Source organism: Crossiella sp. CA-258035, from assembly GCF_030064675.1.
In the GTDB taxonomy this organism is placed as follows: Bacteria; Actinomycetota; Actinomycetes; order Mycobacteriales; family Pseudonocardiaceae; genus Crossiella.
In genome coordinates this window covers 970,328-997,250 of sequence record NZ_CP116413.1, presented here as the reverse complement: position 1 = coordinate 997,250, position 26,923 = coordinate 970,328, and the positions used below count along the sequence as shown (strand labels likewise).

The window sequence follows — 26,923 nt, the reverse complement described above, 5'->3', positions numbered from 1 at the left end:
ATCGTGATGCGCGAACACGGACAGCCCACCTGGACCGTCTCCATCAGCGAGGACAGTGCGCTCAGTGGCGCTCTGTTCGTTCGGGACGCGCTGGCCCTGAGCGCTCCCGAAGATCCCTTCCCCTTGGCCGAGCCGTCCGTGCCGGTGATCGGGGCGAACCGGGTGGACCGGGACGCCGCCGAGCGGGAGTGGGTGGCGTGGCTGGATGAGCTGCTCTACGGGCAGCGGCGCAGCGCGCGGGACCGGCCGGTGCTGACCGCGGCGGCGCTGGAGCTGGTGGAGCCGTTGCGGGAGTGGGAGCGGCAGCGGCGGTCCGGGGATGACGGGCCGCGCTACGGCGGGTTGTTCATCACCGAGTTCGTGAACTCCTTCGAGGACCGGCTGGGGCGGCCGGTGCGGCCGTTCGGGCTGACCATCACCGTGGTGCCGGTGCGCGGCCGGTTCTTCTGGCAGCGCGGGTCGGCCGACCTGCTGGCCTCGCGGTCGCTGCTGGAGGACCCGAAGGCCTTCGAGATCGAGTTCGACCCGGTTGTGCGGGCGCTGGCATGAGGCCGCCGCCGAAGCTCGCGCCGAAGCTGATCCTGGAAGGCACCCGGCTCACCGGGAAGACCGAGCTGGCCTTCGCGCTCAACGAGCACCCGCGGCTGGTCGGGCCGCGCAAGTACCGGTACCACTCGCCGCTGATCTCCGCGGAGTGGTGCGGGTTCACCAACCGGCCGTGGGGACGCGGGCTGATCAACTTCGCGGAGTCCGAGGCGGAGCTGGCCAGGGAGACCTACTCGACCTGGCTGCGGATGTTCGAGTTGCAGCGCTACTACTCGTGGCTGGTGGACCGGTTCCACCTGTCCACCGCGGCCTTCCAGCACCGGGCGGGCCGGGAGTTCGACTTCGGCTGGATCGAGGAGCGCTTGCGGCCCTTGGGTTTTGGGCTGGTGCTGTGCCTGCGCGAGCCGGCGACGTTCCCGGCGGCGCGGGCGGAACGGCTGACGGTGTCCGGGAATCCGGCGCAGTACGACGACCTGTCGGTGTTCGTCCGCGAGCAGGAACAGCTGCGGAAGCTGGCCGCGCGCTCGGTGCTGCCGGTGCTGGAGCTCCAGGTGGCCGGACGCACCGAGGCGGAGCTGGCTGAGGAGGTCGCCGACTGGTGTGCCGCCAGCGACCTCCTCGGCCTGCGGGACTAGCTGCGCACACCCTCGCGCTCACGCCGGGCGAGCACGGACTTGCGCTGGCCGTAGGCGAAGTAGAGCACCACACCGGCGAGCATCCAGACGCCGAAGCGGACCCAGGTCAGCGCGGTCAGGTTCAGCATCAGCCACAGGCAGGCGACGATCGCCACGATCGGCACGAACGGCACCCACGGGGTGCGGAAGCCGCGCTTGAGGTCGGGCCGGGTCTTGCGCAGCACCAGCACACCGGCGGAGACCAGCGCGAAGGCGAACAGCGTGCCGACGTTGACCATCTCTTCCAAGCGCCCGGCGTCGAAGAAACCGGCCGCGATGGCGACCACGACGCCGACGAACAGGGTGGCGCGCACCGGGGTGCCGTGCTTGCCGGTCTTGGCCAGGCCCTGCGGCACCAGGCCGTCGCGGGACATGGCGAAGAGCACCCGGCTCTGGCCGAGCAGCAGCACCATGACCACGGTGGTCAGACCGGCCAGCGCGCCGATGGCGATGATGCTGGCCGCCCAGGTGACGCCGACGTCGGAGAAGGCCGAGGCCAGCGTGGAGCGCACCGGTTTGCCGTCCGGGCCGGGCTTGGTGGCCAGCGCGGTGTACGGGCGCATGCCGGTGACCACCAGGGACACCGCGATGTAGAGCACGGTGACCACGGCCAGCGAGCCGAGGATGCCGCGCGGCACGTCGCGCTGCGGGTTGCGGGTCTCCTCCGCGGTGGTGGCCACGATGTCGAAGCCGATGAAGGCGAAGAACACGATGGAGGCCGCGGCGAAGACGCCGTAGAGGCCGTAGGTGCTGCTGGCCCCGCCGAAGATCAGCGAGAACAGCGACTGGTCCAGCCCGCTGCCCGCGTGCGCCACCGCGCCACCGGCCTCGGCGGCCGGCGGGATGAACGGGGTGTAGTTGGCGGTGTTGATGTAGAAGAAGCCGACCAGGATGACCAGCAGCACCACCGCGACCTTGATCGCGGTGATCACCAGGCTGACCCTGGAGGACAGCTTGGTGCCCAGGGCCAGCAGCGCGGTCAGCACCAGCACCACGAGCACCGCGCCCCAGTCGAAGTCCAGCCCGCCGATGGTGACCGTGGTGGGCGCCTTGAGCCCGGCGATCTCCAGCACGTTGGCCAGGTAGCTCGACCAGCCCTTGCCGACCACGGCCGCGGCCAGCGCGAACTCCAGGATCAGGTCCCAGCCGAGGATCCAGGCGATGAACTCGCCGAAGGTCGCGTAGGAGAAGGTGTACGCGCTGCCCGCCACCGGCACGGTGGATGCGAACTCGGCGTAGCAGAGCGCGGCCAGGCCGCAGGTGATGGCGGCCAGCACGAAGGAGATCGTCACACCGGGACCGGCGATGTCCCCTGAGGTCCGCGCGGCCAGGGTGAAGATGCCCGCGCCGATCACCACCGCGACGCCGAAGACCGTGAGGTCCCAGGCGTTGAGGTCCTTCCTGAGCTTGGTCTCCGGCTCATCGGTGTCGGCGATCGACTGCTCAACGCCCTTAGTGCGCCACAAGCCACTGCCTGGCACGCCCAACCTCCTGAAAAAGTTCTCCCGCCTGTGCCCCGGTGGGGGCGCCCCCGACAACACTGTCGTGGGCGGCGCTCACCCTACCGGCGGACGTTCTGTGGTTTCTGACGGTTATCCACAAATCAACGCCCGCCGGTGGAGGGAGAACTCAGGCGCCTGCCTTGACCGAGTGGTCCAGGTCGGGCTCCAGGTAGATCAGCCGGGCCTCCGGCACCTTGGCCCGCACCCGCGCCTCGGCGTCGTTGATCGCCTGGGCCACCTCGGCCACGGAGAGCTTGGGCTGCAACGCGATCTTGGCCGCGACCAGCAGCTCGTCCGGGCCGATGTACTGGGTGCGGATGTGGATCACGTGGTCCACCGTGGCGGTGGCCAGCTCGTCCACGATCACCGCGAGCACGTCCGGGTTGGCGCCCTCGCCGATGAGCAGGCTCTTGGTCTCGATGATCAGGGTGATCGCGATCACGCCGAGCAGCACGCCGATGCACAGGGTGCCGATGGCGTCCCAGACCGGGTCGCCGGTCAGCACGGTCATGCCGACACCGCCGAGCGCGAGGACGAGGCCGACCAGCGCGCCGAGGTCCTCCAGCAGCACCACCGGCAGCTCAGGGGTCTTGGCGTTGCGGATGAACTGCCACCAGGTGGCGTTGCCCTTGATCTTCTTGGACTCCTGGATCGCGGTGTGGAAGCTCCAGCTCTCCAGGCCGATGGCCACCACCAGGATGCCCACCGCGACCAGCGGCGAGGTCAGCCCTTCCGGGTCCTCCAGCTTGTGGATGCCCTCGTAGAGCGCGAACGCCGAGCCCAGGGTGAACAGCAGCAGCGCGACCACGAAGGAGTAGAAGTACCGGTCCCGTCCGTAGCCGAACGGGTGCGACTCGCTCGGCTTGCGCGCGGCGGTCTTCTGCCCCACCAGCAGCAGCGCCTGGTTGGAGGTGTCGGCCACCGAGTGCACGCCCTCGGCGAGCATCGAGGACGAGCCGGTGATGGCGAAGCCGACGAACTTCGCGGCGGCGATCCCCGCGTTGGCGACCAATGCCGCCACGATCGCCTTGGTGCCGCCCCCTGCTGCCACAACAACTCCTCGTGGTGTCGTGTCCGGATTGTCCTGCCCCGGCTGGTCGGGAGGGAGACTAGCCGTCCGTGCCCGCGGTCGCGCGGAAGACCTGTAGATCGGTGTCCGTCGGATTGGACACCCTGGTCTTCGGATCACCGGCGGCCAGCCAGGCCGAGGCGCCGCGGGGCAGCTCCAGCCGGGTGCCGTCCTCGGCGGTGAGCAGGGCTTTCCCTTGCGTGCAGATGAGGATCTGCGGCCCGTCGGCTGGCAGCAGCACCTCCTCGGCGGCCGGGGCGTCCGCCGGGATGTCCACCCTGGACAGCTCGAACTCCGGCGCGGGCGTCGGGTACGCGGTGAGGTGGCGGCTGACCCGCTCGCCGCGCAGCACCGGCATGTCCCCGCAGGAGAAGTCCAGCACCCGCAACAGCTCCGGCACGTCCACGTGCTTGGGGGTCAGGCCGCCGCGCAGGATGTTGTCGGAGTTGGCCAGGATCTCCACGCCGGTGCCGTGCAGGTAGGCGTGCAGGTTGCCGGCCGGCAGGTGGATGGCCTCGCCGGGCTGGAGCACCAGCCGGTTCATCAGCAGCGCGGCCAGCACGCCGGCGTCACCGGGGTGGCGTTCGCCGAGCTCCAGCACGGTGCGGCATTCCAGGGCGAACTCGCCGCGCTCGCGCAGGTGCCGGATGCAGGCCTCCAGCAGCGGCGGCAGCAGCCCTTCCAGCGCGAGCTGGGGCAGGGTGATCCAGGTGGTGAACAGCGCGCGCAGCCCGTCCGGGCCGGGGTCGGCGGCCAGCAGCTGGGCGTGTCCGGCCAGCTCGGGCACGTCCAGCGCGGCCAGCAGCGCCACCGTCCGGTCGGCGTCCCGGAACCCGGCCAGGGCGTGGAACTCCGAGAGCGCGCAGATCAGCTCCGGCTTGGCGGTCGGGTCGGGGTAGTTGCGGTTGGGCGCGTCCCTGGGGATGCCTGCCGCCTCCTCCTTGGCGTAGCCCTCGGCGGCCTGGGCGGCCGAGGGGTGCGCCTGGATGCTCAGCGGCTCCTCGGCGGCGAGCACCTTGAGCAGGAACGGCAGCCGGTTGTCCCAGCGGCGGGCGCAGGCCTTGCCGAGGTGGAACTCCGGTTCGCCGTTGATCGCGGCCAGCAGCGAGGTCTCCGCGCCGTCCGCGCCGAGCAGCGTGGACGGGTCGCCGGGGTGGGCGCCCAGCCACAGCTCGGCCTCCGGGTGCGGGGCCGGGACCTCGCGCCCGAGCAGTTCCGCGATCACGGTGCGCGAGCCCCACGCGTAGGGCCGCACCGCGTTGCGCAGCAGGTCCACTGTTCCTTCTCGCTTCCTGGTTCGGGTCTCGCGGGTCGCTCGCCTCAGGCGATGACCGGCGACACCACTCCCGGCCCGCCCAGCGTGCCGGCGGCCAGCCCCAGGTACAGGGCGGCCAGGTCGAAGCGCACCGCGAGCAGCGCGGCGCACAGGGCCTCGTCGCCGGTGACCTCCTCGGCCGGGGCCACCAGGTCGGCGCCGGGGAGGGTGTCCTCGGCGGCGCGGCGGGTGGCATCGGCGATCGGGCCGCGGCGGACCGCGAGCAGCAGCACCCGCGGGGTCGGCCCGGTGGACAGGTCGTCCGGGTCGGCGAACAGGTCGTGGCCGGAGCTGCCCTGCACAGCCGCGCGGTGCAGCGCGGGCCGGAGCACGGCCTGCGGGTATCCGGCCACGTCGGAGACCACCCCGGCGAAGGTGGCCAGTGACTGCGCGGCGTGCGCGGCCACCGCGGTGGCGACGTGGTCCAGCCCCCACAGCAGCGGGGTCCGGTCGGCCAGCCGGAGCGCGAGCGCCTTGGCCGGGTTGACGAAGGACTCGTGCATCGGGTGGTCGCGTTCGGCCTCCCGGTCCAGCTCGTCGGCGATCAGGCCGACGTCGGTGCGCAGCAGGCCGAGCTTGGTGACCGTGAGCAGCCCGGCGGCCAGCGCACGCGCGAAGCCGAGGCCGTGCGGCGCGTGCACCCGTGGCGGTAACAGCAGGGCCTGTCCGGCGGCCGCGGCGGCCACCGGGCCCTCCGCGGGCGCGGTGAGCACGATCCGCGCGCCGCGGCGGGCGGCGCGGTCGATGGACTCGGCGAGCACCGGGTCACCGGGGTCGTCGGCGTGCGCGATGATCATGTCCAGCGCGCCGATCCAGGTGGGCACCACGTCGGTGACCACCACTGGCACCGGGCAGGCCGGGCCGAGCAGCGCGGCCAGCAGCGCCGCGGCCGCCGGGCCGACTCCGGGCCTGGTGAGCAGCACCAGCGCGCGGGGGCGGTCCTCGGCGAGGCGGTCCAGGCCGAACTCCTGCGCGGCCTCGATGGTCGAGCGCATCTGGGCGCCCGCCGAGGCGGCCGCCCGCAACAGCCCTCCGGTGTCGGCCTCGGCGAGCCGGGCCGGGTCGTCGAGCAGGACGTCGTCGAGCACCAGGGTCACCCTGCGGCGGACGGCCCGTCGGCGGCCGGGCCGCCCTCGGCTTCGTCGAGCAGGAGCACCGGGATGCCGTCGCGCACCGGGAACCGGCGGGCGCAGGCGGTGCAGGTCAGGTAGTCGGCCTCGGCGTCATCGGGCGTGCCGGGGGTCAGCTTGCCGTGCGCGGGGCACGGGCAGGCCAGGATCTCCAGCAGATCCGGGTCGAGCTGCGTGGACACGGTGCTCACCTCTGTTTCCCTCCTCAGGCCCGGACGATCGCCAGGACCTCGTCGCGCAGCGCGGCGACGGCCTCGGCGTCCTTGGCCTCGATGTTCAGTCGCAGCAGCGGCTCGGTGTTGGAGGCGCGCAGGTTGAACCAGGAGCCGTCCGGCAGCTCGATGGTGAGCCCGTCCAGCTCGTCCAGCGTCACCCCGTCCCTGCCGCCGAAGGCCGCCTTGATCGCGGCCAGCCGGTCGGCCTGGTCGTGCACGGTGGAGTTGATCTCACCGGAGGCGGCGTAGCGGGCGAAGTCCCTGGTGATCTCGGCCAGCGACTTGTCCTGCTCGCCGAGCGCGGCCAGCACGTGCATGGCGGCCAGCATGCCGGTGTCGGCCCGCCAGAAGTCCCGGAAGTAGTAGTGCGCGGAGTGCTCGCCGCCGAAGATGGCGCCGGTCTCGGCCATGGTCTGCTTGATGAAGGAGTGCCCGACCCTGGTGCGCACCGGCTTGCCGCCGTGCTCGGCGACGATCTCCGGCACGCCCTTGGAGGTGATCAGGTTGTGGATGATCGTGCCGCCCGGCTCCTTGGCCAGCTCGCGCACGGCGACCAGCGCGGTGATCGCGCTCGGCGAGACCGGGTCGCCGTTGGCGTCGACCACGAAGCAGCGGTCGGCGTCGCCGTCGAAGGCGATGCCCGCGTCCGCGCCGATCTCGCGCACCTTGGCCTGCAGGTCCACGATGTTCTTCGGGTCCAGCGGGTTGGCCTCGTGGTTGGGGAAGTTGCCGTCGAGCTCGAAGTACATCGGCACGACCTCGATGGGCAGGCCCTTGAACACCTCGGGCACGGTGTAGCCGCCCATGCCGTTGCCCGCGTCCACCGCGATCTTCAGCGGCCGGATGCCGGTGAGGTCGACCAGGCCGCGCAGGTAGGCGGCGTAGTCGGTGAGCAGGTCGCGCTCGGAGACCGAGCCGCGGGCGCCGAGGAACTCGGGCACGCCCTGCTCGACCATCTCGCGGATCTCGGTGAGCCCGCTGTCCTGGCCCACCGGCGCGGCGCCCGCGCGGCAGAGCTTGATGCCGTTGTACTGGGCCGGGTTGTGGCTGGCGGTGAACATCGCGCCGGGCAGGTTCAGCTTGCCGGAGGCGAAGTAGAGCATGTCCGTGCTGGCCAGGCCGATGGAGACGGCGTCGACGCCCTGGGCGGTGACCCCCTCGGCGAAGGCGCTGGCGAAGCCGGGTGAGGACTCGCGCATGTCGTGCCCGATGACCACGGCGGGGCCACCGACGAGCCGGGCGAAGGCCGCACCGAGGTCGCGCACCACGTCGGTGTCGAGCTGTTCTCCCACCAACCCGCGGACGTCGTATGCCTTGACGATGCCGGACAGGTCTCGCACGCCTTCTCCTGACTTCGGCTCACTTGGACAGCTGCCCCGAAGCCTACCGGCGGCGACTCTGCGGTTGTGTTCAGTCCTCGAGAGGGTCTGGGAGCACCCTGAGGTGGCCTCGTCGGCCGGTGCCGTACGCGGGCTCGGTCGCCTCGATCGGGCGGTCCGCCCGGCCTGCCTCACGCACCGCCTCGGCCAGCGCGGTCAGGTCGTCCACCGTAGGTTGGGGAACGGCGAACTCGCCCTCGTGCCGGACGACCTCCCACCCACGGGGGGCGGTGAGCCGCATCGCGTGCTGTTCGCACAGGTCATAGCTGTGCGGCTCGGAATAGGTGGCCAGCGGCCCGACGACCGCGGTGGAGTCGGCGTAGGCGTAGGTCAGCGTCGCAACGGCCGGGTTCGTGCACCCGGTCCGCGAGCACCTTCTTACGCTCCGCACGATTGGGGACGATAGCGCCTCCTGTCCACCCTGTGCGGCAGGCACGCGGATGACATCCGCGTACCCTCAGTGGCCGTGGTGATGGCAAGGGGTACCCGACGGGGGATCAGGCAGCGTCGGGACCGGCACGGGCGAGGTATGCGAGGGCAGCTCTACCCCTCGACGATGCCTGCTGCCCGCAGTCGCTCGGAGCGTTTCGACGCGGTGGTGCTGGAGGCCCTGGAGCCGATCGAGCAGCGCTGGCGCAACGAGCTGACCCAGCTGGACGTCGCGGTGGACGACGTCCCTGAGCTGCCCTCGGCCAAGCCCGAGGCGCTGAGCTGGGGCGATGACGTGGTCGAGGACGGCAACGTGCCGCTGGCCCGGCTGGTGCCGGCCGGCGTGGACCGCCGCGGCCTGCCCACCCGGGCGCGCATCGTGCTCTACCGCCGCCCGCTGGAAGCCCGCGCGAAGGACGGCGCGGACCTCTCCGACCTGGTGCACGACGTGCTCGTCGAGCAGGTCGCCACCTACCTCGGCCTCGACCCGGAAGTCATCGACGGCGACTAACCCCACCCGAGTGTTGGCCGATCTCGTACGCCGTGTTGGCCGATCTGGACGCCGTGTTGGCCGTTTCCGCACGCCAGTGGCGTCGCTTGCCGTCCAAGTTCGGCCAAGACCGGGTACGAGATCGGCCAACACGGCGTACGACTTCGGCCAACACTCGGGTCAGCGGCGGCGGCTGGGGATCGCGGTCAGCGCGGTGAACAGGGCGATCGCGGCCTGGGCCAGTAGGAGCAGGGTGGGCAGCGTGGCCGGGACTGTGACGCGGATCTCGGCGGCGGTTTCCGGCAGGGCGACCGCGACCAGGTGGCCGTAGGCCCTGGCCAGCGGGACCTCGCGGCCGTCGACGGTGGCCACCCACCCGCGCTCGTCCTCGGCGGCGACCACCAGCACCCGGCCCAGCGGTCCGGCGCTGACCGCGACGGCGATCTCCGGCGGCCGGGCCTCGACCGAGGTGAACTCGACTCCTCCGGCCGGGAGGCCGCCGGTGCGGGCGCGCAGCGCGGCCTCGCCGGCCAGCAGGGTGACCGGGCCGCGGGCGGTGGGCAGGCGCAGCACCGGGCGGCCGTCGGTGGCGGTGGCATCGGCCACCACCAGGTCGGGGGCGGCGGCGCGGACCCTGGTGGCGGTGCCCTGGTCGGGTAGCAGCAGGAACCGGATGCCGCTGGCGCCCGCCGACTGCAGGGCGGCGCGGACGGCCTCTGACGTGCCCGCGCGCAGGGCGGTGGCGGTGTCGTTGATCCGCTGGGCGGCACCGGGCGCGGCCAGCACCTCGTCGTCGCCGAAGCGGGCCGGGCGGCCGGTGGTCTGGCGGCTGGGCTGGCCGAACGCGCCGACCTCCAGCACCGCCGTGCCGGTCTCCCGCAGCTCGGCCAGCAGGCTGTTCACCAGCACCGGCGGCGCGGACTTCAGCGGGCCGTCCGGACCGACCAGCAGGGTGCTCGCGGCGAGGGCGGCCAGGGTCGCGGCTCCGGTGCCGGCGAGCAGGCGGGCCGGGATCGCGACCGGCGGGCCGGGCAGGGCCGCGGTGAGCACGATCCAGGCCAGGCCGCAGGCGGCCAGCAGCAGCGGGGCGCCGGTCCAGCCGGTGCTGGGCGGGCCGCCGTTGACCGGGGTGACCTCGATCAGCCCGGTCGCGATGGCCGCGGCCGCGCCCAGCACGAACAGGCCCAGTCCGGGCAGCATCAGCGGGCGGGGACGCAGCACCGCGGCGGTCAGCGCGGCCAGCACCGCGACCAGGCCGAGCCAGGGCAGCGCGCCGGGCCCGCCGGGGTAGAGGGCCAGCAGGTCGAGCGGGTTGGCCCTGGTCTCCCGGACCGGGGCTCCGGTGCCGTGCAGCAGCACCGAGGGGTGCCGCAGCACCTGCGCGGGCCAGGGCAGCTGGAGCGCCAGCGGCAGCAGCACCAGGGTGAACAGCGCGGCCACCCGGCGGCGGCCTTCCCCTGGCACCAGCACGAACCCGGTCAGCGCGGCCAGCAGCACCAGCAGGTGCGGCAGCGGGTGGAAGGCGCCCAGCACGGCCAGCGCGAGCGCGGTGGCGCAGGTGACCGACAGCCAGCCGATGTCCGGCCGCCGGGGCCACAGGATCGCGGCCACCCCGGCCAGCACCGGCGGCAGCAGGACGTGCGCGACCACCACGTCCAGCCTGCCCTGCGCGGTGGCCGCGGTGGCGATGGGCAGCAGCGCGTACCCGGCGGCCACCGCGGCCCGGACCGCGCGCGGGGCGCGCAGGCGACGGGTGGCCAGGTAGGCGGTCAGCCCGGCCAGCGGCAGGTCGCCGAGCAGCAGCACCGAGACCACCGCGGACGGACCACCGAACACCGAGCCGAGCACCGCGAGCACCCCGGCGGTGGTGGGCGCGGGCGCGATGCTGCCGCCCGCGACCGGTTGCCAGGTGGCCACGTAACCGGCCCAGGTCTCGGCCAGGCTCCCGGCGGGCAGCAGCCTGCCGCCCGCGAGGTCGCCGCCGAGCCGGGCCCACTGGGTGGCCAGCGCCAGCACGGCCAGGCCGAGCACCAGGAACAGCACCGGGCTGAGCAGCAGCTCGCGCAGCACCCGGCCGCGGTCGATCTCCACCAGCACCAGCTCGGCCGGTCGCGGGGTGCCGCGCGGCACCGGCGAGGGCCGGGGGCGCGGGCTGGGCCTGCGCTGGAGCGCCGCGGTGGCCGCGACCTCGACCACCACCGGTCCGGCCGGGCGGCGCAGTCCGGCGGGTCCCAACCTGCGCGCGGCATCCCGGCGGCGGCTCGGTCCGAGCGCGCCCGCCGGTAGTTCGGGTGGGCCGGGTCGGCGTTGGGGCGCACCGGGTTCGGTCCACTCCGGCACCGGGCTGGCCGGGATCCGGCCGAGGCTGACATCGGCGCGCACCCGGTTGCGCAGCAGGTGCAGCAGTCCGCCCTGCACCGCGTTGCGCAGCCTGGTGAGCCGGGAGGTGAACAGTCCGCGGATCTCCGACGGCGGCACCGTGCGGGTGGCGGCGCGGGATCGCCGCGCGGCCAGCAGACCGGCCCGGCCGCTGAACAGGTAACCCAGCGCGGCCAGCTCGGCACCCGCGGAAGTTGTCCGGCGCAGCAACAGGAATCCCAGCGCGCGCAGCAGGCACAGCACCGCGAGCCGGGGCAGCCCCAGGGCAAACGATGGCCCGCTGGTGTTGACCAGGAAGGTGCGCAGGCCGTGCGCGCGGCGGGCGCGGGCCAGGCTGGGCACCGCGTGCACCGGACGCTGATCCCGTTCCGCGGCACGGACATGGCGGATCCGGGCGGCGGGCACCAGCAGCACCAGGTGCCCGGCCAGGTTGGCCCGCCAGCCGAGGTCGATGTCGTCGCAGCCCAGTGGCAGCGCGGGATCCAGCCCGCCGAGGGCCTCCCACACCTCCCGCCGGACCAGCGCGCCCGCGGTGCCGACCGCGAGCACGTCCCGGCTCTGGTCGAAGCCGCCGCCGTGCGCCAGTTCCGCGCCGGAGATGCCGGTCTGGGTGTGGCCGGAGGCGTCCAGGGACAGTCCGCCCTGCACCACCAGCCTGGGGTCGGCCCAGTCCACCGCGAGCGGGCCGAGGATGGCCGCCGAGGGCGCGAGGTCGGCGGTGCTCAGCAGGGCGGGCAGGCAGTCGGGCTCGGGCGCGGAGTCGTCGTGCAGCAACCAGATCCACCTGCCGGGATCGCCCCAGCGCTCGGTGGCGGCTTCGACCGCTTTGGCAACGGCGACGCCGAATCCGGTGCCTGGGGCTTCGGTGAGCACGCCGTCGAGCAGCCGGTCCGGACCAGTGGCCGCGGCGGCGAGCAGGCGGGCGGTGGCGTCGGTGGATCCGGTGTCCACGGCCAGGATGTGCCGGGGGCGCACGGTCTGGTGGCGCAGCGCGGAGAGCAGCGGCCGCAACCATTCCGCGCCCTCGTGGCAGACGATCACGGCGAGCACCGGCGCGGTGCCCGGCTGCGGGTGCGGCAAGCTGGTCCCTCGAGTCGGCGGCGCTTCCACCACGTGCCGGTGGATTCCACTGGCACGTGGTGGAAAACGCTACGGGGTGCGACCGGGTGATCTCACCCGGCCACACCGAACCGTTATGTCACACCGCTCGGCGTTTGAGCTTGCGGCGCTCTCGCTCGGACAGACCGCCCCAGATGCCGAAGCGCTCATCATGCGCAAGGGCGTACTCGAGGCACTCGGCCCGAACCTCGCAACCGGCACAGATCCGCTTGGCCTCCCTGGTGGATCCACCCTTCTCAGGGAAGAACGCCTCCGGGTCGGTTTGCGCGCACAGTGCCCGTTCCTGCCAGTCGTGCTCCTCGTCCGCCTCCAGGGCGGGGTCGAAGAGATCGACCAGCACTCCCACGCCAGTGGGTGCGGAGTCCCGCTCTCCCACTCGGCTCCCTTCGTTCTCTTCCACTGTCCGCTCCTCCCGCACTCCCCGGTGGCGGACCCCATTCGCCGTCCCACCCGACGAATGACACCAATGTGATTAGACCTGTGGGATGCAAGAGGGTCAAGCCAAGTACACACGACGGGGGACGAATCTGCCCCGCTGGCAAGGAGGTTCACCGGCAGGGCAGAGTGTTGCTGTGACGAGATCCTCGGTTGCCCCAAGCCCGCTGTTCCTAATCCTGCTGGCCGTCACGGTCGGCGGCGGCGTGCTGTCCACCTTGGACCAGAATGTGGCACGCACTGCCGGAATCGTCCTGCTGGTGCTCGGCGGCTGGGCGGTCTCGTTGTGCCTGCACGAGTTCGGGCACGCCTATCTCGCCTTCCGCAACGGCGATTATTCGGTGCGGCACAAGGGATATCTCACCCTGGACATCCGCAGGTACACCGATCCGGTGCTGAGCCTGCTGCTGCCGCTGCTGCTGCTCGCCGTCGGTGGCATCCCGCTGCCGGGCGGTGCGGTGTGGATCGATCGGCACGCGTTGCGCACCCGGCGCGGGGAGTCCTTCGTCTCGCTGGCCGGGCCGATGGCGAATCTGGTGATCGGTCTGTTGCTCATTGCGACGGTCGTTCTGACAAATCCACCCGAAGGACTGGCAGCCGGACTGTCCTATCTGGCCTACCTGCAATTGTTCACCTTCGTGCTCAACATCCTGCCCATTCCCGGCCTGGACGGGTTCGGCGTGATCGAGCCGTACCTGTCCTACCAAGCCAGGGAGTTCGGCGCGAAGGCCCGGCCGTGGGCGCCCTTCGTGCTGTTCGCGCTGCTGATCGGGGTGCCGCTGGTCGGCCAGGCGTTCTCCGGCGCGGTGCTGTGGATCTATGGGTCGCTGGGTGGCGACATCTTCGAGCTGTTCAAGGGCCAGACCGGGTTCCGGTTCTGGGAGGGGCGTTCGCCGTGGTGATCATGATTACCGAGTGCGGCCCCCAAGTTCGCCCGTTCGGGCAAAACGGGGAGGATGGGCGACTGTGAAGGTCGTTGTGCTGGTAGGTGGCGTCGGTGGCGCCCGTTTCCTGCAAGGGGTCAAGGCCGCACTCGGCCTGCCCGCGGTCGGCGCGGGCGCGTCGCCGCACGAGATCACCGCGGTGGTGAACAACGGCGACGACGTGTGGCTGCACGGCCTGCGGGTGTGTCCGGACCTGGACACCTGCATGTACACCCTGGGGGGTGGCATCGACACCGAGCGCGGCTGGGGCCGCGAAGGTGAGAGCTGGACGGTCAAGGAGGAGCTGGCGGCCTACGGCGCGGAGCCGAGCTGGTTCGGGCTCGGCGACCGGGACATCGCCACCCACCTGGTGCGCTCCCGGATGCTGCGCGCGGACTACCCGCTCTCCGCGGTGACCGAGGCGCTGTGCGACCGCTGGCAGCCGGGAGTGCGGCTGCTGCCGGCCACCGACGACCGGTGTGAGACCTATGTCTCGATCGAGGACCCGGACTCCGGTGAGCCCAAGGCGATCCACTTCCAGGAGTGGTGGGTCCGGTACCGGGCGCAGCTGCCGGCGCGGGCGATCGTGGCGGTCGGCGCGGAGCAGGCCAAGCCGGCGCCCGGGGTGGCCGAGGCGATCGCGGGCGCGGACATCGTGCTGCTCGCGCCGTCGAACCCGGTGGTCAGCGTGGGCACCATCCTGGCGGTGCCGGGCATCCGGGCCGCGGTCGCGGCGACCGAGGCCCCGGTCATCGGGCTGTCGCCGATCATCGACGGCAAACCGTTGCGCGGGATGGCCGACGCCTGCCTGACCGCGATCGGGGTGGCCTCGACCGCGGAGGCGGTGGGCAGGCACTACGGATCGCGCAAGTCCGGTGGCGTGTTGGACGGCTGGCTGGTGCACACCGGGGACTCCGCGCTGGTGGACGGGGTCGAGGTGCGCGCAGTGCCACTGCTCATGTCCACTGTGGACGCTACCGCGCAGATGGCGAGGGATGCCTTCGAGCTGGGCGGGGTGTCCGTTGGCTGACCACGCCGCGGCTTCCCTGGAGATCCTGCCGGTCACCGGTCTGCCGGAGTTCCGGCCGGGTGACGACCTGGCGGCCGCGCTGGCCGGGGCCGCGCCGTGGTTGCGGGACGGCGACGTGCTGGTGGTGACCAGCAAGGTTCTGTCCAAAGTGGAGGGCCGACTGGTCAGCGCGCCCGCCGATCCCGAGCAGCGGGACGCGCTGCGCCGGGAGCTGGTGGCCGCCGAGTCGGTCCGGCTGGTGGCGCGGAAGTTCCGCACGCTGATCACCGAGAACCGGCTGGGCATCGTGCAGGCGGCGGCCGGGGTGGACGGCTCGAACGTGGCTGCCGACGAGCTGGCGCTGCTGCCGGAGGACCCGGACGGCTCGGCGGCGGAGCTGCGCGCGGAGCTGCGCGAGCGGCTGGGTGTCACGGTGGCGGTGGTGGTCACCGACACCATGGGCCGGGCCTGGCGGGTCGGGCAGACCGACGCGGCGATCGGCGCGGCCGGGCTCACCGTGCTGCACCGCTATGCCGGGTCGACCGACGCGCAGGGCAACGAGCTGCACGTCACCGAGGTGGCGGTGGCCGACGAGCTGGCCGCGGCGGCCGACCTGGTGAAGGGCAAGCTGGGCGGGCTGCCGGTGGCCGTGGTCCGCGGAATGTCCATTGTGGACGACGGCTCCACCGCCCGTGACCTGGTCCGGCCACTGGAGGAGGACCTGTTCCGGCTGGGCACGGATCTCGCGGTCGAGCAGGGCCGCCGGGAGGCGGTGCTGACCCGGCGCTCGATCCGGACCTTCAGCCAGGACGAGGTGCCCGAAGAGCTGGTGCGCCGGGCGGTCGGGGTCGCGCTGACCGCGCCCGCGCCGCACCACACCCACCCGGTGCGCTTCGTCTGGCTGCGCGACCGGGCGCTGCGGGCGAAGTTGCTGGACGGCATGCGCGAGCAGTGGCGGGCCGACCTGCGCGCCGACGGCTGGCCGGTGGAGCGGATCGAGCGGCGGATCAAGCGTGGCGACCTGCTGTACGGGGCGCCGGAGATCGTGCTGCCGTTCGGAGTTCCCGACGGCGCACATGACTACCCGGACGAGCGACGTCGCGCGGCGGAGCAGACGATGTTCACCGTGGCCGGTGGCGCGGCCGTGCAGGGCCTGCTGGTGGCGCTGGCGGCCGAGGGGCTGGGCTCCTGCTGGGTGTCCTCGACCATCTTCTGCCCGGACACCGTGCGCTCGATCCTGGATCTGCCGGCCGACTACGCGCCGCTGGGCGCGGTGGCGGTGGGTTATCCGGCGGACGGCCCGCTCGCGCCGAGGCCGCCGCGGTCCGTCGAGGGGGAGTTGATCGAGCTGTGAGCCTGCACGCCGAAGCGGTCGCCGAGCTGTCGCACTGGCGGACGCAGGATGAGAACCAGGAGAGCCTGCGGCACGCGTTCCTGAGCTTCCTGGCCGCCCGCGAGGACGGTTGTCAGCGTTCCTGCGTGCCGGGGCACCTGACCGCCTCCGCGATCGTGCTGGACGCCACCGCGGAGCACGTGCTGCTCACCCTGCACCCGAGGGTGGGCCGCTGGCTGCAACTGGGCGGCCACTGCGAACCGGAGGACCCGACCCTGCTGGCCGCCGCCCTGCGCGAGGCCACCGAGGAGTCCGGTATCGACGGCCTGGTGATCGAACCGGTCCCGCTGCACCTGGAGGTGCACCCGATCACCTGCTCGCTGGGCCAGCCGACCAGGCACCTGGACGTCCGGTACCTGGTGCGCGCGCCGGTGGGCGCGCGGCCGGTGCGCAGCGCGGAGTCGGTCGACCTCCAGTGGTGGCCGGTCGACGGAATTCCGTCCAATGTGGACAGTGTGCCGCGGCTGGTGGAGCTGGCGCTGCGTCAGATCGCCCGGTAGTCCCGACCGGCGAACCGGGGCCCGAAGCGTGGTTTGCGGGCCCCGGAGCACTCCAGGTAGCGGATGGCCCGCTGCCGCTGCGGGGCGTAGGGCGCGAGGATCTCCAGCATCTCCTCGTCACTGGCCTTGCGCCCGGCCAGCGCCCAGCCCACCACGTCGTGCAGGTGGAAGTCGCCGACACTGACCGCGTCCGGGTCGCCCCAGGCCCGTTGCGCGACCTCGGCCGCGGTCCAGACCCCGATGCCGGGGACCTTGCGGAGCAGCTCGCGGCCCGCCTCGCCGCCGAGGTCGACGGCGCGTTCCAGCCGGGTGGCCACGGAGGCGGCGGCGAGCAGGGTGCGGCGGCGGGCGCCGTCGACGCCCGCGCGGTGCCATTCCCAGTCGGGGATGGCGAGCAGGGCGCGCGGGGTGGGTGGGGTGTAGAGCGGGGCCGCGGCCGGGGCAAGAGGCGCGCCGGGCGGGACGGGCTCGGGTTCCGGCGTGCCGGGCAGCGCAGGGCCGGAGATCGGGGAGCCGGGCAGCGCGGGGCCAGGGGCCACTGTGCCGAAGCGGCGGCACAGCTCGCGCCAGGACCGCCAGGCTTCCTTGCCCGTCACCTTCTGCTCCAGCACCGCCGGGATCAGCACGTCCCAGACCTGCCCCGTCCGCCCGATCCGCAGCCCCGGCGCGCGCCGCCGGGACTCCGCGATCAGCGGGTGGTGCGCGACGAAGCCGGTGTCGTCGTCCCCCGCGCCCAGCAGGTCCGGCAGCGCGGCCAGCGCCAGGTCCGCGCCCGGTCCCCAGGCACTGGCCCTGATTTCACCGCCGCTGCGGCGCAGGGCCAGGGTGGCGGGCCCGGCCGGGGTGTTGCTGGCGCGCCAGGCCGTGCCGTCCTGGCCGATCCGCAGGCACGGGTCGGCCGGGCCGCGGCGCAGCGGCTTGAGCACGGCGGCCAGGTCCAGTGCGAACGGCGGGGTCCAGGCCCGCTCGGCGGCCGGGGCGGCCAGGGTCATGCGTCGTGGCTGAAGCGCACCGAGCCGTCGGCCAGCGCCGCGTTCGGCCACACCCGCAGGCCGTCCAGCAGCTCGCAGCGGGCGCCGACCACCGCGCCGTCGCCGATCACCGCGCCGCGCAGCACCGCGTTGTCGCCGATCCGCGCGCCGGCGCCGATGACGCTGCGCTCGACCACCGCGTTCGCGCCGATCACCGCACCGTCGAAGAGCACCGAGCCGTCCACGGTCGCGCCGGGCCCGACCTGGGCGCCCGCGCCGACCGTGCTGCCGTTGACCAGCTTGGCGTCCGCGCGGACCAGCGCGCCGTCCAGCACGATCGACTCCCCGGCGGGCGCGGGCAGCGCGTCGGAGGGAGCCAGGCCGCGGACCAGGTCCGCCGAGCCCTTGACGAAGGCGGCCGGGGTGCCCAGGTCCAGCCAGTAGGAGGAGTCCACGTGGCCCTGCAGGCGGGCGCCGCGCTCCAGCAGGCCGGGGAAGGTCTCCCGCTCCACCGAGACGGGCCGGTCGGCCGGGATGTCCTCCAGCACCGAGCGCTTGAAGACGTAGCAACCGGCGTTGATCTGGTCCGCGGGCGGGTTCTCGGTCTTCTCCAGGAAGGCGAGCACCCGGCCGTCGGCGTCAGTGGGCACACAGCCGAAGGCGCGCGGGTCGGGCACCTTCACCAGGTGCAGGGTGACGTCGGCGTCGTTGCTCAGGTGGGTCTCGGCGACCGCGCCCAGGTCGACCCCGGAGAGGATGTCGCCGTTGAAGACCATGATGTGCTCGGCGCGCAGCCGGGAGGCCGCGTTGCGGATGCCGCCGCCGGTGCCGAGCGGGGTGTCCTCGACCACGTACTCCAACTCAAGGCCCAGCCGGGACCCGTCGCCGAAGTACTCCTCGAAGACCGAGGCCTTGTACGAGGTGCCGAGCACCACATGGGTGATGCCGGCCGCCCTGATCCGGGAGAGCAGGTGGGTGAGGAAGGGAACACCCGCCGTCGGCAACATCGGTTTGGGCGCCGACAGCGTCAGCGGCCGCAACCGGGTGCCCTGGCCGCCGACCAGCACGACCGCGTCAACACCGGACAGTTTTCGCACACGTTCCCCCTGCTCCTCGACTGGCGCCGGACTGGCCGACATGCCGTTACTCCTCTTCACCCTGACGAGACCCCCTGGGACGGAATACTCTTGCAGAGAACCCGGACCAGGCGAGCGGCGGCTCCGGAGAGCGACCACCACAGCGTGGGGGATGATCTCCGTATCCGCCTGCCGGCAAATCCGCCCCAGGCGACGAGGCAACGCAGGAGAGGCCAGCGCGATGGATCCCCGCGAACGGGCCGATGAGCTGCTAGCCCGTGCCAGGGCGCGTGGCTCCTTCGTCGTCACACCAGACGACGCCACCTCGCCGATGGATGCGGCCAACACGGTACAGATACCCCGGATCGTGGTCGCGGCGAACGACCCGCACCACGCCGATCCGGACTCAACCGTGATCCTGTCACCGGAGGCGGTCCAGGCCATGCAGGCAGGGTATGGGCCACAACACGGGCAATCCCTACACATGCACCCGGGTGCGCAAGGTCACGGCCAGCAGACCATGCCGCCCCAGCCCCGCCCCCCGCACGGCCACCAGCCGACCCAGCCCATGCAGCACGCGCAGCCAACGCAGCCGATGGGTCAGCACCCCCAGCCGACCCAGCCGATGCAGCACGCGCAACCCACCCAGCCGATGCAAGGGCAGGGACAGGGGCAGCAGCAGCCCGGGACGCAGAACGGCGGGCATCCCCAGCAGCAACAGCATCAGCAGCAACAGGCCCAGCAACCCCAGTGGCCTGACCGGCGCTCGTAGAGCGACGGGCAAGGCCCGGGGCCAGCTCGGGGCAGCTCGGGGTGAAAACCCACAAAGCGGGCCTCTTGTCTTCTCCGTACGGCCTGGAGACCGCGCACCGCATCCCAGCGAGCAGACGCTCACAGCAACCGCCGCCAACGCCGACCAGCGTGACGGCGGCTGCTCGCTGGGATGTGGTTCGCTGTCGGAAGGCCGTGCGGAGAAGACAAGAGGCCCGCGAGCACGCTGGTTCGCTCGTCGGCAACACAAACCCCGCCCCGCAATCTGCTCGTCCCGGCTTTTGACTTGTCCCACCCCTCCGGGGGTCTGCCCGTCCGGCGAGGACACTTCTTTTGGTTTTTCAAAAGCGAAAAGAATGTCCTCGCCGGACGGGCAGACCATCAAAGCAGGGGGAAGATCAAAGGCAGCGAGATGAGTTGCAGACCAGTGCCAGTTTGTGTTGGCGCACCTGCGGCAGCGTGAGTGGTTCCGCGGGGTCTGGGTGGTTCTGCTTCGACGGCCTTACGAAACCAAACCACATCCCGTCAAGCGCCCCGGTCCCAGCCTCCGGTGCGGTTGGCGGCGTTGGTGGGGCGCTTGACGGGATGTGGTGTGTCTTCTCCAGGCCGTCGAAGCAGAACCACCCAGACCGGCCGCTCCGTTTGCGATCAAAAGCAACGGCAAAAGCTCAACCCTCGCGTGCCGTTATGACTTCGTCGCGCCCCGGGTCTCCAGCTTCAGCCGCAACGCCAATCCCGCCTTGATCGCCAACCGCAGTGGCGCGTTCACCAGCCCCGGGTTCCGGTCGGCCAGGAATCGATACGCGCTGTCGTGGTGTGCCGCGAGCATCTTCGGCTTGACCTTCGCCGTGGAGACGCCGCCGATGTGCATCACCTCGGCCGTCGGCACGTACACGTTCAGCCAGCCCGCCTTGCCCAGCCGGTCGCCCAGGTCCACGTCCTCGAAGAACATGAAGTACCTGGGGTCGAAGCCCTGGATGGAGTCGAAGGCTTCCCGGCGGAGCAGGAGGCAGGAGCCGGAGAGCCAGCCTGCCGGGCGTTCGCCGACGGCGCGGTCTTCCTGGCGGTAGGCCTTGGTCCAGGGGTTGCCGGGCCAGATCTTGCCGAACAGGGCGTGGCCGATGCCCCGGCCCAGGGACGGGACCAGGCGGGCTGAGGGGTAGACCTCGCCGTTGGGTTCGCGGATGAGGGGGCCGAAGGCGCCTGCTCGCGGCCAGCGCTTGGCGGCCTCCAGGAGGGTGTCCAGGGAGCCGGGGCCCCACTCCAGGTCCGGATTGGCGACCACGACCCAGCCGTACTCGTCCGGGAGCTGGACCACGCCCCGGTTGGCCGCGGTGCCGTAGCCGACGTTCTCGCCGATGACCAGGAGCTGGACGTGCTCGCGCTCGGCGGCGGCCTGCTCCGGCGCGCCGTCCACCGAGCCGTTGTCGGCCAGCACGACCTTGAGCGGGGACTGGGTGCTCGCCTCGTCCAGGGTGTCCAGGAAACGCGCCAGCGTCTTGCCGGGCGAGTAGGTCACGGTGACGACGGCGAGGCGATCTCCGTACTGCTTCTGCTCGGCCACGCCGAGACATTCTGCCGTCTCAGCGGCCCCGGCGGTGCAGCACGTCCGCCCTGGCGTAGGCCTCGCGGTGCTTCACCGCGCTGACCTGCCAGGAGAAGTCCTTCGCGCGCTGCTGGGCGGCGGTGGCCAGGCTGGACCGGCGGGCCGGGTCGTCCAGCAGCTCGGCGACCGCGGCGGCGATGTCGCCGGCACCGACCCCGCAGTAGGCGACCGCGTCGCCGCCGACCTCGGGCAGGCTCAGCCGCCGGGTGGTCAGCACGCAGGCGCCGCAGGCCATCGCCTCCAGCACCGGCAGGCCGAAGCCCTCGCCGAGGCTGGGGTAGGCGACCAGGTCGGCGCCGCCGAGCAGGCCCGAGAGGCGTTCGAAGGGGACGTAACCGGCGCGGATCACCCGCAGCCGGTGCGGCACGGAGTCCAGGGCGCGTTCCACGTGGGTGTCCCAGCCGGGCTGGCCGGCCAGCACCAGCGCCGGGGGGTCCTCCCGGCCGCGGCAGGCCCTGGCGAAGCCGCGGATCAGGGCGGGCACGTTCTTGCGGGGTTCCAGTGCACCCAGGAAGGCCACGTACGGGGTGTCGCCCAGCTCCAGGTCGGCGCGGACCGCGGCGACCTCCTCCGGCGCGGGCGGGTGGAAGCGTTCGGTGTCCACCCCGTGTGGAGCTACCTGGAGCACCCGCCGGTCCGCCCCGGCCACCCGGACCAGCTCGGCCGCGGTCGCCCGCGAGGGCACCACGCACACCTCGGCCCTGCGCAGCGAGGCCCTGGTCCAGCCGCGGAAGAACCGGGACTTGACCGGGGAGTGCAGCGCGGAGTCGGTGAAGAAGGTCGCGTCGTGCAGGGTGACCACCGAGGCGACCGGGTTGACCAGCGGCAGTGTGTAGTGCGGGGAGTGCACCACCTGCACCGCGAGCCGCCTGGCCAGCACCGGCAGGCTGCTCTGCTCCCAGGTCAGCCGGGCCGTGCGGGTGGCCACCGACTCGGTGGCGACCACGATCCGGGAGGCCGGGGCCATCTGGTGGTACAGCTCGGCGTCCCTCGGCTGGCAGACCACGGTGATCCGGGCCCCGTCCGCGTCCAGCGCGGCGACCAGCGAGTCCACGTACCGGCCGACGCCGCCACGGTCCGCCGGGACCGCCGTCGCATCGATCAACACGCTGGGTTCTGCTTGCGCCACCCATGCAGACTAAGGCCAGCTCGAACAACGCATTGCTGGAATGCGAACTTCACTGGTTTTCTTACTGGTCGCGGTGTCCTTGATCACCCAGGAGTGGGACGCCGGTACAACTCAACGTGTACTCGCCACACCGCCTCGGCCGCGCTCCGCCAGCTGAACCGCTCCGCCCGCCGCCGACCGGCCGCGACCAGCGCCGACGCCCGCTCCGGGTCCGCCGCGACCTGGTGCAGGGCCGCCGCCAGCGCGCCCGCGTCCCCGCGCGGCACGGTGATCCCCGCGCCCCCGGCCACCTCGGCCAGCGCGGGCGCGTCCGAGTGCACCACCGGCACCCCGGCGGCCATCGCCTCCAGCACCGGCAGCCCGAAGCCCTCCGCGCGGCTGGGCGCGGCCAGCACGGTGGCCCGGCCCAGCACCACGGACAGCTCGCGGTCGCTGATCCGGCCCAGCACCACCAGCCGCTCCGGCGCCAGCCCGTGCCGCCTGGCCAGCTCGGCCACCGACACCCCGCCCCAGCCGGGCGGCCCCACCAGCACCAGCGGCAGCGCGGGCGCGGCCGGGCGGGCCATCGCCTCGATCAGCACGTCGATGCCCTTGCGCGGTTCCACCGTGCCCACGGCCAGCACGAACCGCTCCGGCAGCCCCAGCCGCCGGGCGATGGCGGCCGCCGAGTCCGCCGGGACCGGCTCGGTGAGCACCCCGGCCACGCCCTCCCCCACCACGTGCACCCTGGCCGGTCCCGGCACGAACCTGGCCAGCTCGGTCTCCACCGCCGCGGTCGGCACCACCAGCGCGTCCGCCCGCCGCACCGCCCGGCCGATCACCGCGCGGTGCCAGGCCACCCCGCGCCGGGTGAGCGTCTCCGGGTGCGTCCACGGCACCGTGTCGTGCACGGTGACCACCAGTCCCCGGCCGCCGCGCGGCGCGGGCGGGGCCAGCGGGGTGGGCGCGTGCACCGAGTCCCCGCCCGGCCACAGCGGCAGCCCGCGCTGCCAGGCCAGGGCCAGCGCCCGGCGCGGCAACCGCAGCCTGCGCGGCCCGAGCACGCCGGGAATCGCCGCGGCGGTGGGATCGGCGTGCCGGGCGACCACCCCGGTGACCTCCCAGCCCGCGGGCGCGGTCGCGGCCAGCGCGGCGGCCAGTTCCCTGGTGTACCGGCCGGTGCCGCCGGGAACCGGGGCGAGCAGCTGTTCGGTGAGCACCACAAGCTCGGGCATCCGGTCAGCCTGCCACGTCGGCGACGCATTAACGTCGAGGGCATGTCGCAGCAGCCCCGCACCACGGTCGTTGTCGTCACCTGGCGGGGCCGGGACCACATCGTGGACTGCCTGAACGCCCTGACCGAGCAAACCCGTCCACTGTGGACAGTCGTGGTGGACAACGCCAGCGAGGACGGCACCTCGGCGCTGCTGGCCGGGCACCCGATGGCGGGCACCATCCTCCGCCTGGACGAGAACGCCGGCTACGCGGGCGCGCTGGAGTCGGCCCTGTCGATCGTGGACACCCCGTACGTGGCCTGGCTCAACGACGACGCCGCCCCCGAGCCGAAGTGGCTGGCCGCCCTGGAGTCGGCCCTGGACGCCGATCCCAAGGCCGCCGCCGCCAGCTCCCGGTTGATCACCGAGAACGGCGTGGTGCAGTCCCTGGGCGTGCGGCTGACCGCCGACGGCCACGGCGCGGACCGCACCGAGGTCGGCGAGCCGTTCGGCTTCTGCGGCGGCGCGGCCCTGATGCGCACCGAGGTGCTGCGCGCGGTGGGCGGCGTCCCCGGCGACTTCTTCTGCTACTACGAGGACACCGACACCTCCTGGCGGATGCGCCTGGCCGGCTGGCGGGTGGTGAGCGTGCCCTCGGCGGTGGTCTGGCACCGGCACGGCGCTAGCTCGGAGCCGGGATCGCCGAAGTTCCACCGCTGGAACGAGCGCAACCGGCTGCTGATGCTGCTGCGGTGCGCGCCTGCGTGGGTGGCTGGGTGGCAGCTGGTGCGGTTCGTGCTGATCACGCTGAAGTTGTTGGTGCGCCGGGATCCCTCCGGGGCGGCCAACTTCCGGGTCGGGTTGCGGCTCGGGGTGCTGGGTGAGGTGCTGCGGCGGCTGCCCGGGACGCTGCGGGAGCGGCGTGGGGTGAACGGGAACCGCAAGGTGCTCTGGCGGGACTGGGCCGGGCGGGGTTAGTCGAGGTCCAGCCGCAGCTGTTCGGCCAGCTCCTGGTGGTCGTGGCGCTCGGCGATGGCCAGCGCCCGCAGCAGACAGGCTTGCGCCTCCTCGTGTTCGCCCGCGGTGCGCAGCAGCGAGGCCAGCAGGCCGAGCGCGGTGCCGACCGCGTAGTCGTTGGCCACCCCCTCGGCCAGCCGGACCGCCTCCCTGGCCCAGCTGATCGCCTCCGCGGTCTCCCCCAGCCTGCTCAGCGAGGCGGCCAGGCCCAGCACGCTGAGGGTCTGGCTGTGCCGGTCGCCGCGGGCCTGGCCAACGGCGAGGTGCTGCCGCCAACTCGCCGCCGCCTCGGCGTGCCATCCGAGCTGTGCCTGCGCCTCGGCGAGCTGCCGCAGTCCGGCCAGCTCCGCGACCTGGTCGCCGATGGCCCTGCTGATCGCCACCGCCCGCGCGCACTGGTCGAGCCCGCCCGGCTCTCCCCCGGCGAGCCTGGCCCGGCCGAGTCCGGAGAGCGCGAGGACCTGCCCGGCCTGGTCGCCCAGCCGCTGACAGCTGTCGAACTGTCGTTGGTACGCCTCGGCGGCAGCGGCGAAGTCCTTGCCCCGCAGCAGCCGCCCGCCAAGCTCCCCCAGCGCGTCGGCCTCGGTTTCCGGGCCGAGTCCCCCGGCCAGCGCCAGCGCCTGCCGCGCGCAGGCCAGCGCGTCGGCCGGGCGGCCCGCGGTGGTGTAGGCGTTGGCGAGCACCTGGGTGGCGAGGTAGGCGGTCCGCGGATCGCCCAGCGCGGTGGCCGCGGTGGCCGCCAGCTCGCTCACCCACACCAGTTCGGTGACCCGGTGGCGCAGGGTCAGGTAGGTGGTGAGGGTGTTGCTCAGCTTGAGGATCAGCACGGGCTGGTCATATTCCTCGGCGATGCGCACCAGTTCGAGCAGCGTGCGGTGCTCCAGGTCCAGCCAGTCCACGGCCTGCTGGATGTCAGCGGGACGGTCGGAGCGCATCAGGTGCAGGCTGGCCGCTTCCGCGGCCGGGCCGAAGTACATGATCAACCGGAACAGCGCCTGCGGCCGGTCCTCCGGCAGCTCGGCCGCGTAGACCGCGAGCAGGTCGTGCATCCGCCAGTAGCCCCAGGGCGTTCCGGGCTCGATGAGGTGCGCGCGGGCCAGCTCGGACAGCAGTCGTTCCGCCTGGAACTCCGGCAGTTCCGCCAGTGCCGCGGCGGCCTCGGTGCTGGTCTGCTCGCCGGGGTTCACCGACAGCAGGCGGAACATCCTGGCCTGCTCCGGCGGCAGCTGCCGGTAGGACAGGTCGAAGGACGCCCGCACCGCCAACGACGGCCCGAACTCCAGCGCTGACAACCGGTTCCGCTCGTCGGTGAGCGCCCGCACCCGGGCGGAGAGCGTCTGGCTGGGATGCGCGGCCAGGTCGGCGGCGGTGATCCGGATGGCCAGTGGCAGGTAGCCGCACAGCCGGACCAGCTCCGCGAGTTCCGGACCTTCGCGGGAGTCGTCGCCGGACTGGCGGAGCAGGTCGGTGAGCAGGGTCTCGGCCTGATCGGGCGGCAGGACGTCCAGGGCGAGCAGGCGGGCGTCCAGTTCAGCCAGGGTGTGGCGGCTGGTGATCAGCACGCGGTGGTGGCCGCCGGGGAGCAGGGGCTGGACCTGGGCGGCGGTGCCCGCGTTGTCGGCGACCAGGAGCAGCGGGGGGTGTTCGGCCAGGACTGAGTGGTAGTGGCCCTCGCCTGCCGGGGCGGGCTGGCCGAGGGCGGTGAGCAGGTCGGTGAGGGCCTGTTCCGGGGTGAGCGGGGTGTCGTCGTAGCCGCGCAGGTCCAGGAACAGCACGCCGCCGGGGAACTCCGCGCGCAGCTCGTGCGCGGCGCGGACCGCCAGCGCGGTCTTGCCGACCCCGGGCAGACCGGTGATCACCACCGAACCGGCACGCAAGCTCTCCAGCAGACTCGCCAGCTCCTGCTCGCGGCCGACGAAGATCGGCTGCGGTGGCAGGGATGACAGCGCCTTGGACGGGACCACCGGCTGCTGGATGGTGATGTCCCGGCCCTGGACCACCAGGTTGGCGTAGACCTGCCCGCTGATCCGGTTGTGCGTGCTCACCCGCCCAGTGTGGCGGCCACCACCTCAGCGGTGAAACTCACACAGCCACCGCAGATCAACACTCCCGGCCCGGCCACCAGCGGCCCGCCCCCGGTCTTGCCGCAGAAGGAGCAGCTGAACCGGCCCAACGCCTGCTCCAGCCTGGTCGGCTGACCGGCCAGGGCGCGCTGGGCCTGCTCCACGCAGCCGTCGCAGATGAACACCTTCGGCCCGGCGACCAGGCGACCGCACTCCTCGTCGGGGGTGCCACAGAAGGAGCAGGCCAGACCGGCGGACTTCTTCTTCGGTCGCCAGTCCGGGGTGCCGCCTGCCGCCTCGACCAGCTGGTGCACCCGCTGGTGGCTCAGTTTCAGGGCGTCGGCGATCTCGCGCAGGGAGGCGCCTGCCAGGTGCAGGCGGCGGATGGACTGCTGGTAGTCGGCCTTGGCTTGCTCGGTGGCCTGCTGGGCGGCCCGCCAGCGCCGGGTGGCGGCGTGGGCGGCGGCGAGCAGCGGTTCGTCCAACGGCATTCGTCTACGGTAGATAGACAGCTGAAGGTTCGTCTAGTGGTGGTTGACACCCGTCCGGTGCGGGCCGTACCTACGATCAACACCGGATGAGGCAGGCTT

25 protein-coding genes are annotated in these 26,923 nt (G+C 72.8%); 8 read left to right on the top strand and 17 right to left on the bottom strand.

The annotated features are described in order from the left end of the window. The first annotated feature begins 6 nt into the window (after positions 1-6). Both N8J89_RS04835 and N8J89_RS04830 read left to right on the top strand, forming a co-directional pair. Complete coding sequence (locus N8J89_RS04835; protein ID WP_283663147.1) at positions 7-549, top strand: hypothetical protein; 543 nt, start codon at positions 7-9, stop codon at positions 547-549. Then, on the top strand, positions 546-1,181 hold the full coding sequence (locus N8J89_RS04830; protein WP_283663146.1) for a hypothetical protein: 636 nt from the start codon (positions 546-548) through the stop codon (positions 1,179-1,181). Before N8J89_RS04835 ends, N8J89_RS04830 begins: the two co-directional genes overlap by 4 nt. On the opposite strand, the gene N8J89_RS04825 is transcribed toward N8J89_RS04830, so the two are convergent. From N8J89_RS04825 to N8J89_RS04795, 7 genes are all read right to left on the bottom strand, one after another. After that, positions 1,178-2,701 (bottom strand): amino acid permease, encoded by a 1,524-nt coding sequence (locus tag N8J89_RS04825; protein WP_283663145.1) that lies wholly within the window; start codon positions 2,699-2,701, stop codon positions 1,178-1,180. The two genes, N8J89_RS04830 and N8J89_RS04825, sit on opposite strands and share 4 nt — an antisense overlap. A gap of 148 nt (positions 2,702-2,849) precedes the next feature. Beyond that, entirely contained in the window at positions 2,850-3,773 is a 924-nt protein-coding gene (locus N8J89_RS04820) for a cation diffusion facilitator family transporter (protein ID WP_283663144.1), read from the bottom strand. A 58-nt stretch (positions 3,774-3,831) separates the two neighbouring features. Beyond that, on the bottom strand, positions 3,832-5,067 hold the full coding sequence (gene manA / locus N8J89_RS04815; RefSeq protein WP_283663143.1) for a mannose-6-phosphate isomerase, class I: 1,236 nt from the start codon (positions 5,065-5,067) through the stop codon (positions 3,832-3,834). A 44-nt stretch (positions 5,068-5,111) separates the two neighbouring features. Next, positions 5,112-6,194: an SIS domain-containing protein gene (locus N8J89_RS04810; RefSeq protein ID WP_283663142.1), complete on the bottom strand. Its 1,083-nt coding sequence runs from the start codon at positions 6,192-6,194 to the stop codon at positions 5,112-5,114. A gap of 5 nt (positions 6,195-6,199) precedes the next feature. After that, positions 6,200-6,418, bottom strand: a complete 219-nt coding sequence (locus N8J89_RS04805; protein WP_283666097.1) for a Trm112 family protein — start codon at positions 6,416-6,418, stop codon at positions 6,200-6,202. Between the two features lie 23 nt (positions 6,419-6,441). After that, positions 6,442-7,791, bottom strand: coding sequence for a phosphomannomutase/phosphoglucomutase (locus N8J89_RS04800; RefSeq protein WP_283663141.1), 1,350 nt, complete (start codon positions 7,789-7,791; stop codon positions 6,442-6,444). A gap of 70 nt (positions 7,792-7,861) precedes the next feature. Continuing rightward, the gene (locus tag N8J89_RS04795) at positions 7,862-8,221 is read right to left on the bottom strand and encodes a DUF3499 domain-containing protein (protein ID WP_252484278.1); all 360 of its coding nucleotides are present in this window, start codon (positions 8,219-8,221) and stop codon (positions 7,862-7,864) included. An 81-nt stretch (positions 8,222-8,302) separates the two neighbouring features. Between N8J89_RS04795 and N8J89_RS04790 the strand changes: the two genes are divergently transcribed. After that, positions 8,303-8,770, top strand: coding sequence for a metallopeptidase family protein (locus N8J89_RS04790; protein ID WP_252484289.1), 468 nt, complete (start codon positions 8,303-8,305; stop codon positions 8,768-8,770). Between the two features lie 159 nt (positions 8,771-8,929). Here N8J89_RS04790 and N8J89_RS04785 read toward each other — a convergent pair whose 3' ends face one another. Then, complete coding sequence (locus N8J89_RS04785) at positions 8,930-12,208, bottom strand: glycosyltransferase family 2 protein (protein ID WP_283663140.1); 3,279 nt, start codon at positions 12,206-12,208, stop codon at positions 8,930-8,932. Positions 12,209-12,326: 118 nt separating this feature from the next. Next, on the bottom strand, positions 12,327-12,593 hold the full coding sequence (locus N8J89_RS04780) for a WhiB family transcriptional regulator (protein ID WP_252484290.1): 267 nt from the start codon (positions 12,591-12,593) through the stop codon (positions 12,327-12,329). A gap of 226 nt (positions 12,594-12,819) precedes the next feature. Here N8J89_RS04780 and N8J89_RS04775 point away from each other — a divergent pair, with 226 nt between their 5' ends. From N8J89_RS04775 to N8J89_RS04760, 4 genes are all read left to right on the top strand, one after another. Next, a complete protein-coding gene (locus N8J89_RS04775; protein ID WP_283663139.1) occupies positions 12,820-13,584 on the top strand; it encodes a site-2 protease family protein in 765 nt (254 codons plus the stop codon). 64 nt (positions 13,585-13,648) lie between these two features. After that, positions 13,649-14,635: a 2-phospho-L-lactate transferase gene (cofD, locus tag N8J89_RS04770; protein ID WP_283663138.1), complete on the top strand. Its 987-nt coding sequence runs from the start codon at positions 13,649-13,651 to the stop codon at positions 14,633-14,635. Beyond that, positions 14,628-15,968 carry a coenzyme F420-0:L-glutamate ligase gene (locus N8J89_RS04765; protein ID WP_283663137.1) on the top strand — a complete coding sequence of 447 codons (1,341 nt, stop codon included), beginning with the start codon at positions 14,628-14,630 and terminating at the stop codon, positions 15,966-15,968. The genes cofD and N8J89_RS04765 overlap by 8 nt, the downstream gene beginning before the upstream one ends. Continuing rightward, positions 15,965-16,507, top strand: a complete 543-nt coding sequence (locus tag N8J89_RS04760) for an NUDIX hydrolase (RefSeq protein ID WP_283663136.1) — start codon at positions 15,965-15,967, stop codon at positions 16,505-16,507. Before N8J89_RS04765 ends, N8J89_RS04760 begins: the two co-directional genes overlap by 4 nt. Here the strand turns inward: N8J89_RS04760 and N8J89_RS04755 are convergent. The 6 genes from N8J89_RS04755 to N8J89_RS04730 form a co-directional block, all read right to left on the bottom strand. Next, the gene (locus tag N8J89_RS04755; RefSeq protein WP_283663135.1) at positions 16,492-17,499 is read right to left on the bottom strand and encodes a DNA-3-methyladenine glycosylase family protein; all 1,008 of its coding nucleotides are present in this window, start codon (positions 17,497-17,499) and stop codon (positions 16,492-16,494) included. The genes N8J89_RS04760 and N8J89_RS04755 overlap by 16 nt on opposite strands. Next, positions 17,496-18,617: a mannose-1-phosphate guanylyltransferase gene (gene manB / locus N8J89_RS04750; RefSeq protein WP_283663134.1), complete on the bottom strand. Its 1,122-nt coding sequence runs from the start codon at positions 18,615-18,617 to the stop codon at positions 17,496-17,498. Before manB ends, N8J89_RS04755 begins: the two co-directional genes overlap by 4 nt. Positions 18,618-19,032: 415 nt before the next feature. Then, positions 19,033-19,287, bottom strand: a complete 255-nt coding sequence (locus N8J89_RS04745; RefSeq protein ID WP_283666385.1) for a hypothetical protein — start codon at positions 19,285-19,287, stop codon at positions 19,033-19,035. A gap of 723 nt (positions 19,288-20,010) precedes the next feature. Beyond that, complete coding sequence (locus N8J89_RS04740) at positions 20,011-20,889, bottom strand: glycosyltransferase family 2 protein (RefSeq protein WP_283663133.1); 879 nt, start codon at positions 20,887-20,889, stop codon at positions 20,011-20,013. A 19-nt stretch (positions 20,890-20,908) separates the two neighbouring features. Then, the gene (locus N8J89_RS04735) at positions 20,909-22,039 is read right to left on the bottom strand and encodes a glycosyltransferase family 4 protein (protein ID WP_252485233.1); all 1,131 of its coding nucleotides are present in this window, start codon (positions 22,037-22,039) and stop codon (positions 20,909-20,911) included. Positions 22,040-22,143: 104 nt separating this feature from the next. Beyond that, positions 22,144-23,274, bottom strand: coding sequence for a glycosyltransferase family 4 protein (locus tag N8J89_RS04730; protein WP_283663132.1), 1,131 nt, complete (start codon positions 23,272-23,274; stop codon positions 22,144-22,146). Positions 23,275-23,316: 42 nt separating this feature from the next. Here N8J89_RS04730 and N8J89_RS04725 point away from each other — a divergent pair, with 42 nt between their 5' ends. Further along, on the top strand, positions 23,317-24,231 hold the full coding sequence (locus N8J89_RS04725) for a glycosyltransferase family 2 protein (RefSeq protein WP_283663131.1): 915 nt from the start codon (positions 23,317-23,319) through the stop codon (positions 24,229-24,231). Here N8J89_RS04725 and N8J89_RS04720 read toward each other — a convergent pair. Together N8J89_RS04720 and N8J89_RS04715 are read right to left on the bottom strand one after the other, a co-directional pair. Beyond that, on the bottom strand, positions 24,228-26,315 hold the full coding sequence (locus N8J89_RS04720; protein ID WP_283663130.1) for an ATP-binding protein: 2,088 nt from the start codon (positions 26,313-26,315) through the stop codon (positions 24,228-24,230). The genes N8J89_RS04725 and N8J89_RS04720 overlap by 4 nt on opposite strands. Then, on the bottom strand, positions 26,312-26,824 hold the full coding sequence (locus tag N8J89_RS04715) for a ClpX C4-type zinc finger protein (protein ID WP_283663129.1): 513 nt from the start codon (positions 26,822-26,824) through the stop codon (positions 26,312-26,314). Before N8J89_RS04715 ends, N8J89_RS04720 begins: the two co-directional genes overlap by 4 nt. Positions 26,825-26,923 lie beyond the last annotated feature (99 nt).

Excerpts from the sequence above, each read along its gene's own strand:
- N8J89_RS04835 (WP_283663147.1), top strand. The coding sequence starts at position 7 with ATGCGCGAACACGGACAGCCCACCTGGACCGTCTCCATCAGCGAGGAC.
- N8J89_RS04830 (WP_283663146.1), top strand. The coding sequence starts at position 546 with ATGAGGCCGCCGCCGAAGCTCGCGCCGAAGCTGATCCTGGAAGGCACC.
- N8J89_RS04790 (WP_252484289.1), top strand. The coding sequence starts at position 8,303 with ATGGCAAGGGGTACCCGACGGGGGATCAGGCAGCGTCGGGACCGGCAC.
- N8J89_RS04755 (WP_283663135.1), bottom strand. The coding sequence starts at position 17,499 with ATGACCCTGGCCGCCCCGGCCGCCGAGCGGGCCTGGACCCCGCCGTTC.
- manB (WP_283663134.1), bottom strand. The coding sequence starts at position 18,617 with ATGTCGGCCAGTCCGGCGCCAGTCGAGGAGCAGGGGGAACGTGTGCGA.
- N8J89_RS04730 (WP_283663132.1), bottom strand. The coding sequence starts at position 23,274 with ATGCCCGAGCTTGTGGTGCTCACCGAACAGCTGCTCGCCCCGGTTCCC.
- N8J89_RS04725 (WP_283663131.1), top strand. The coding sequence starts at position 23,317 with ATGTCGCAGCAGCCCCGCACCACGGTCGTTGTCGTCACCTGGCGGGGC.
- N8J89_RS04715 (WP_283663129.1), bottom strand. The coding sequence starts at position 26,824 with ATGCCGTTGGACGAACCGCTGCTCGCCGCCGCCCACGCCGCCACCCGG.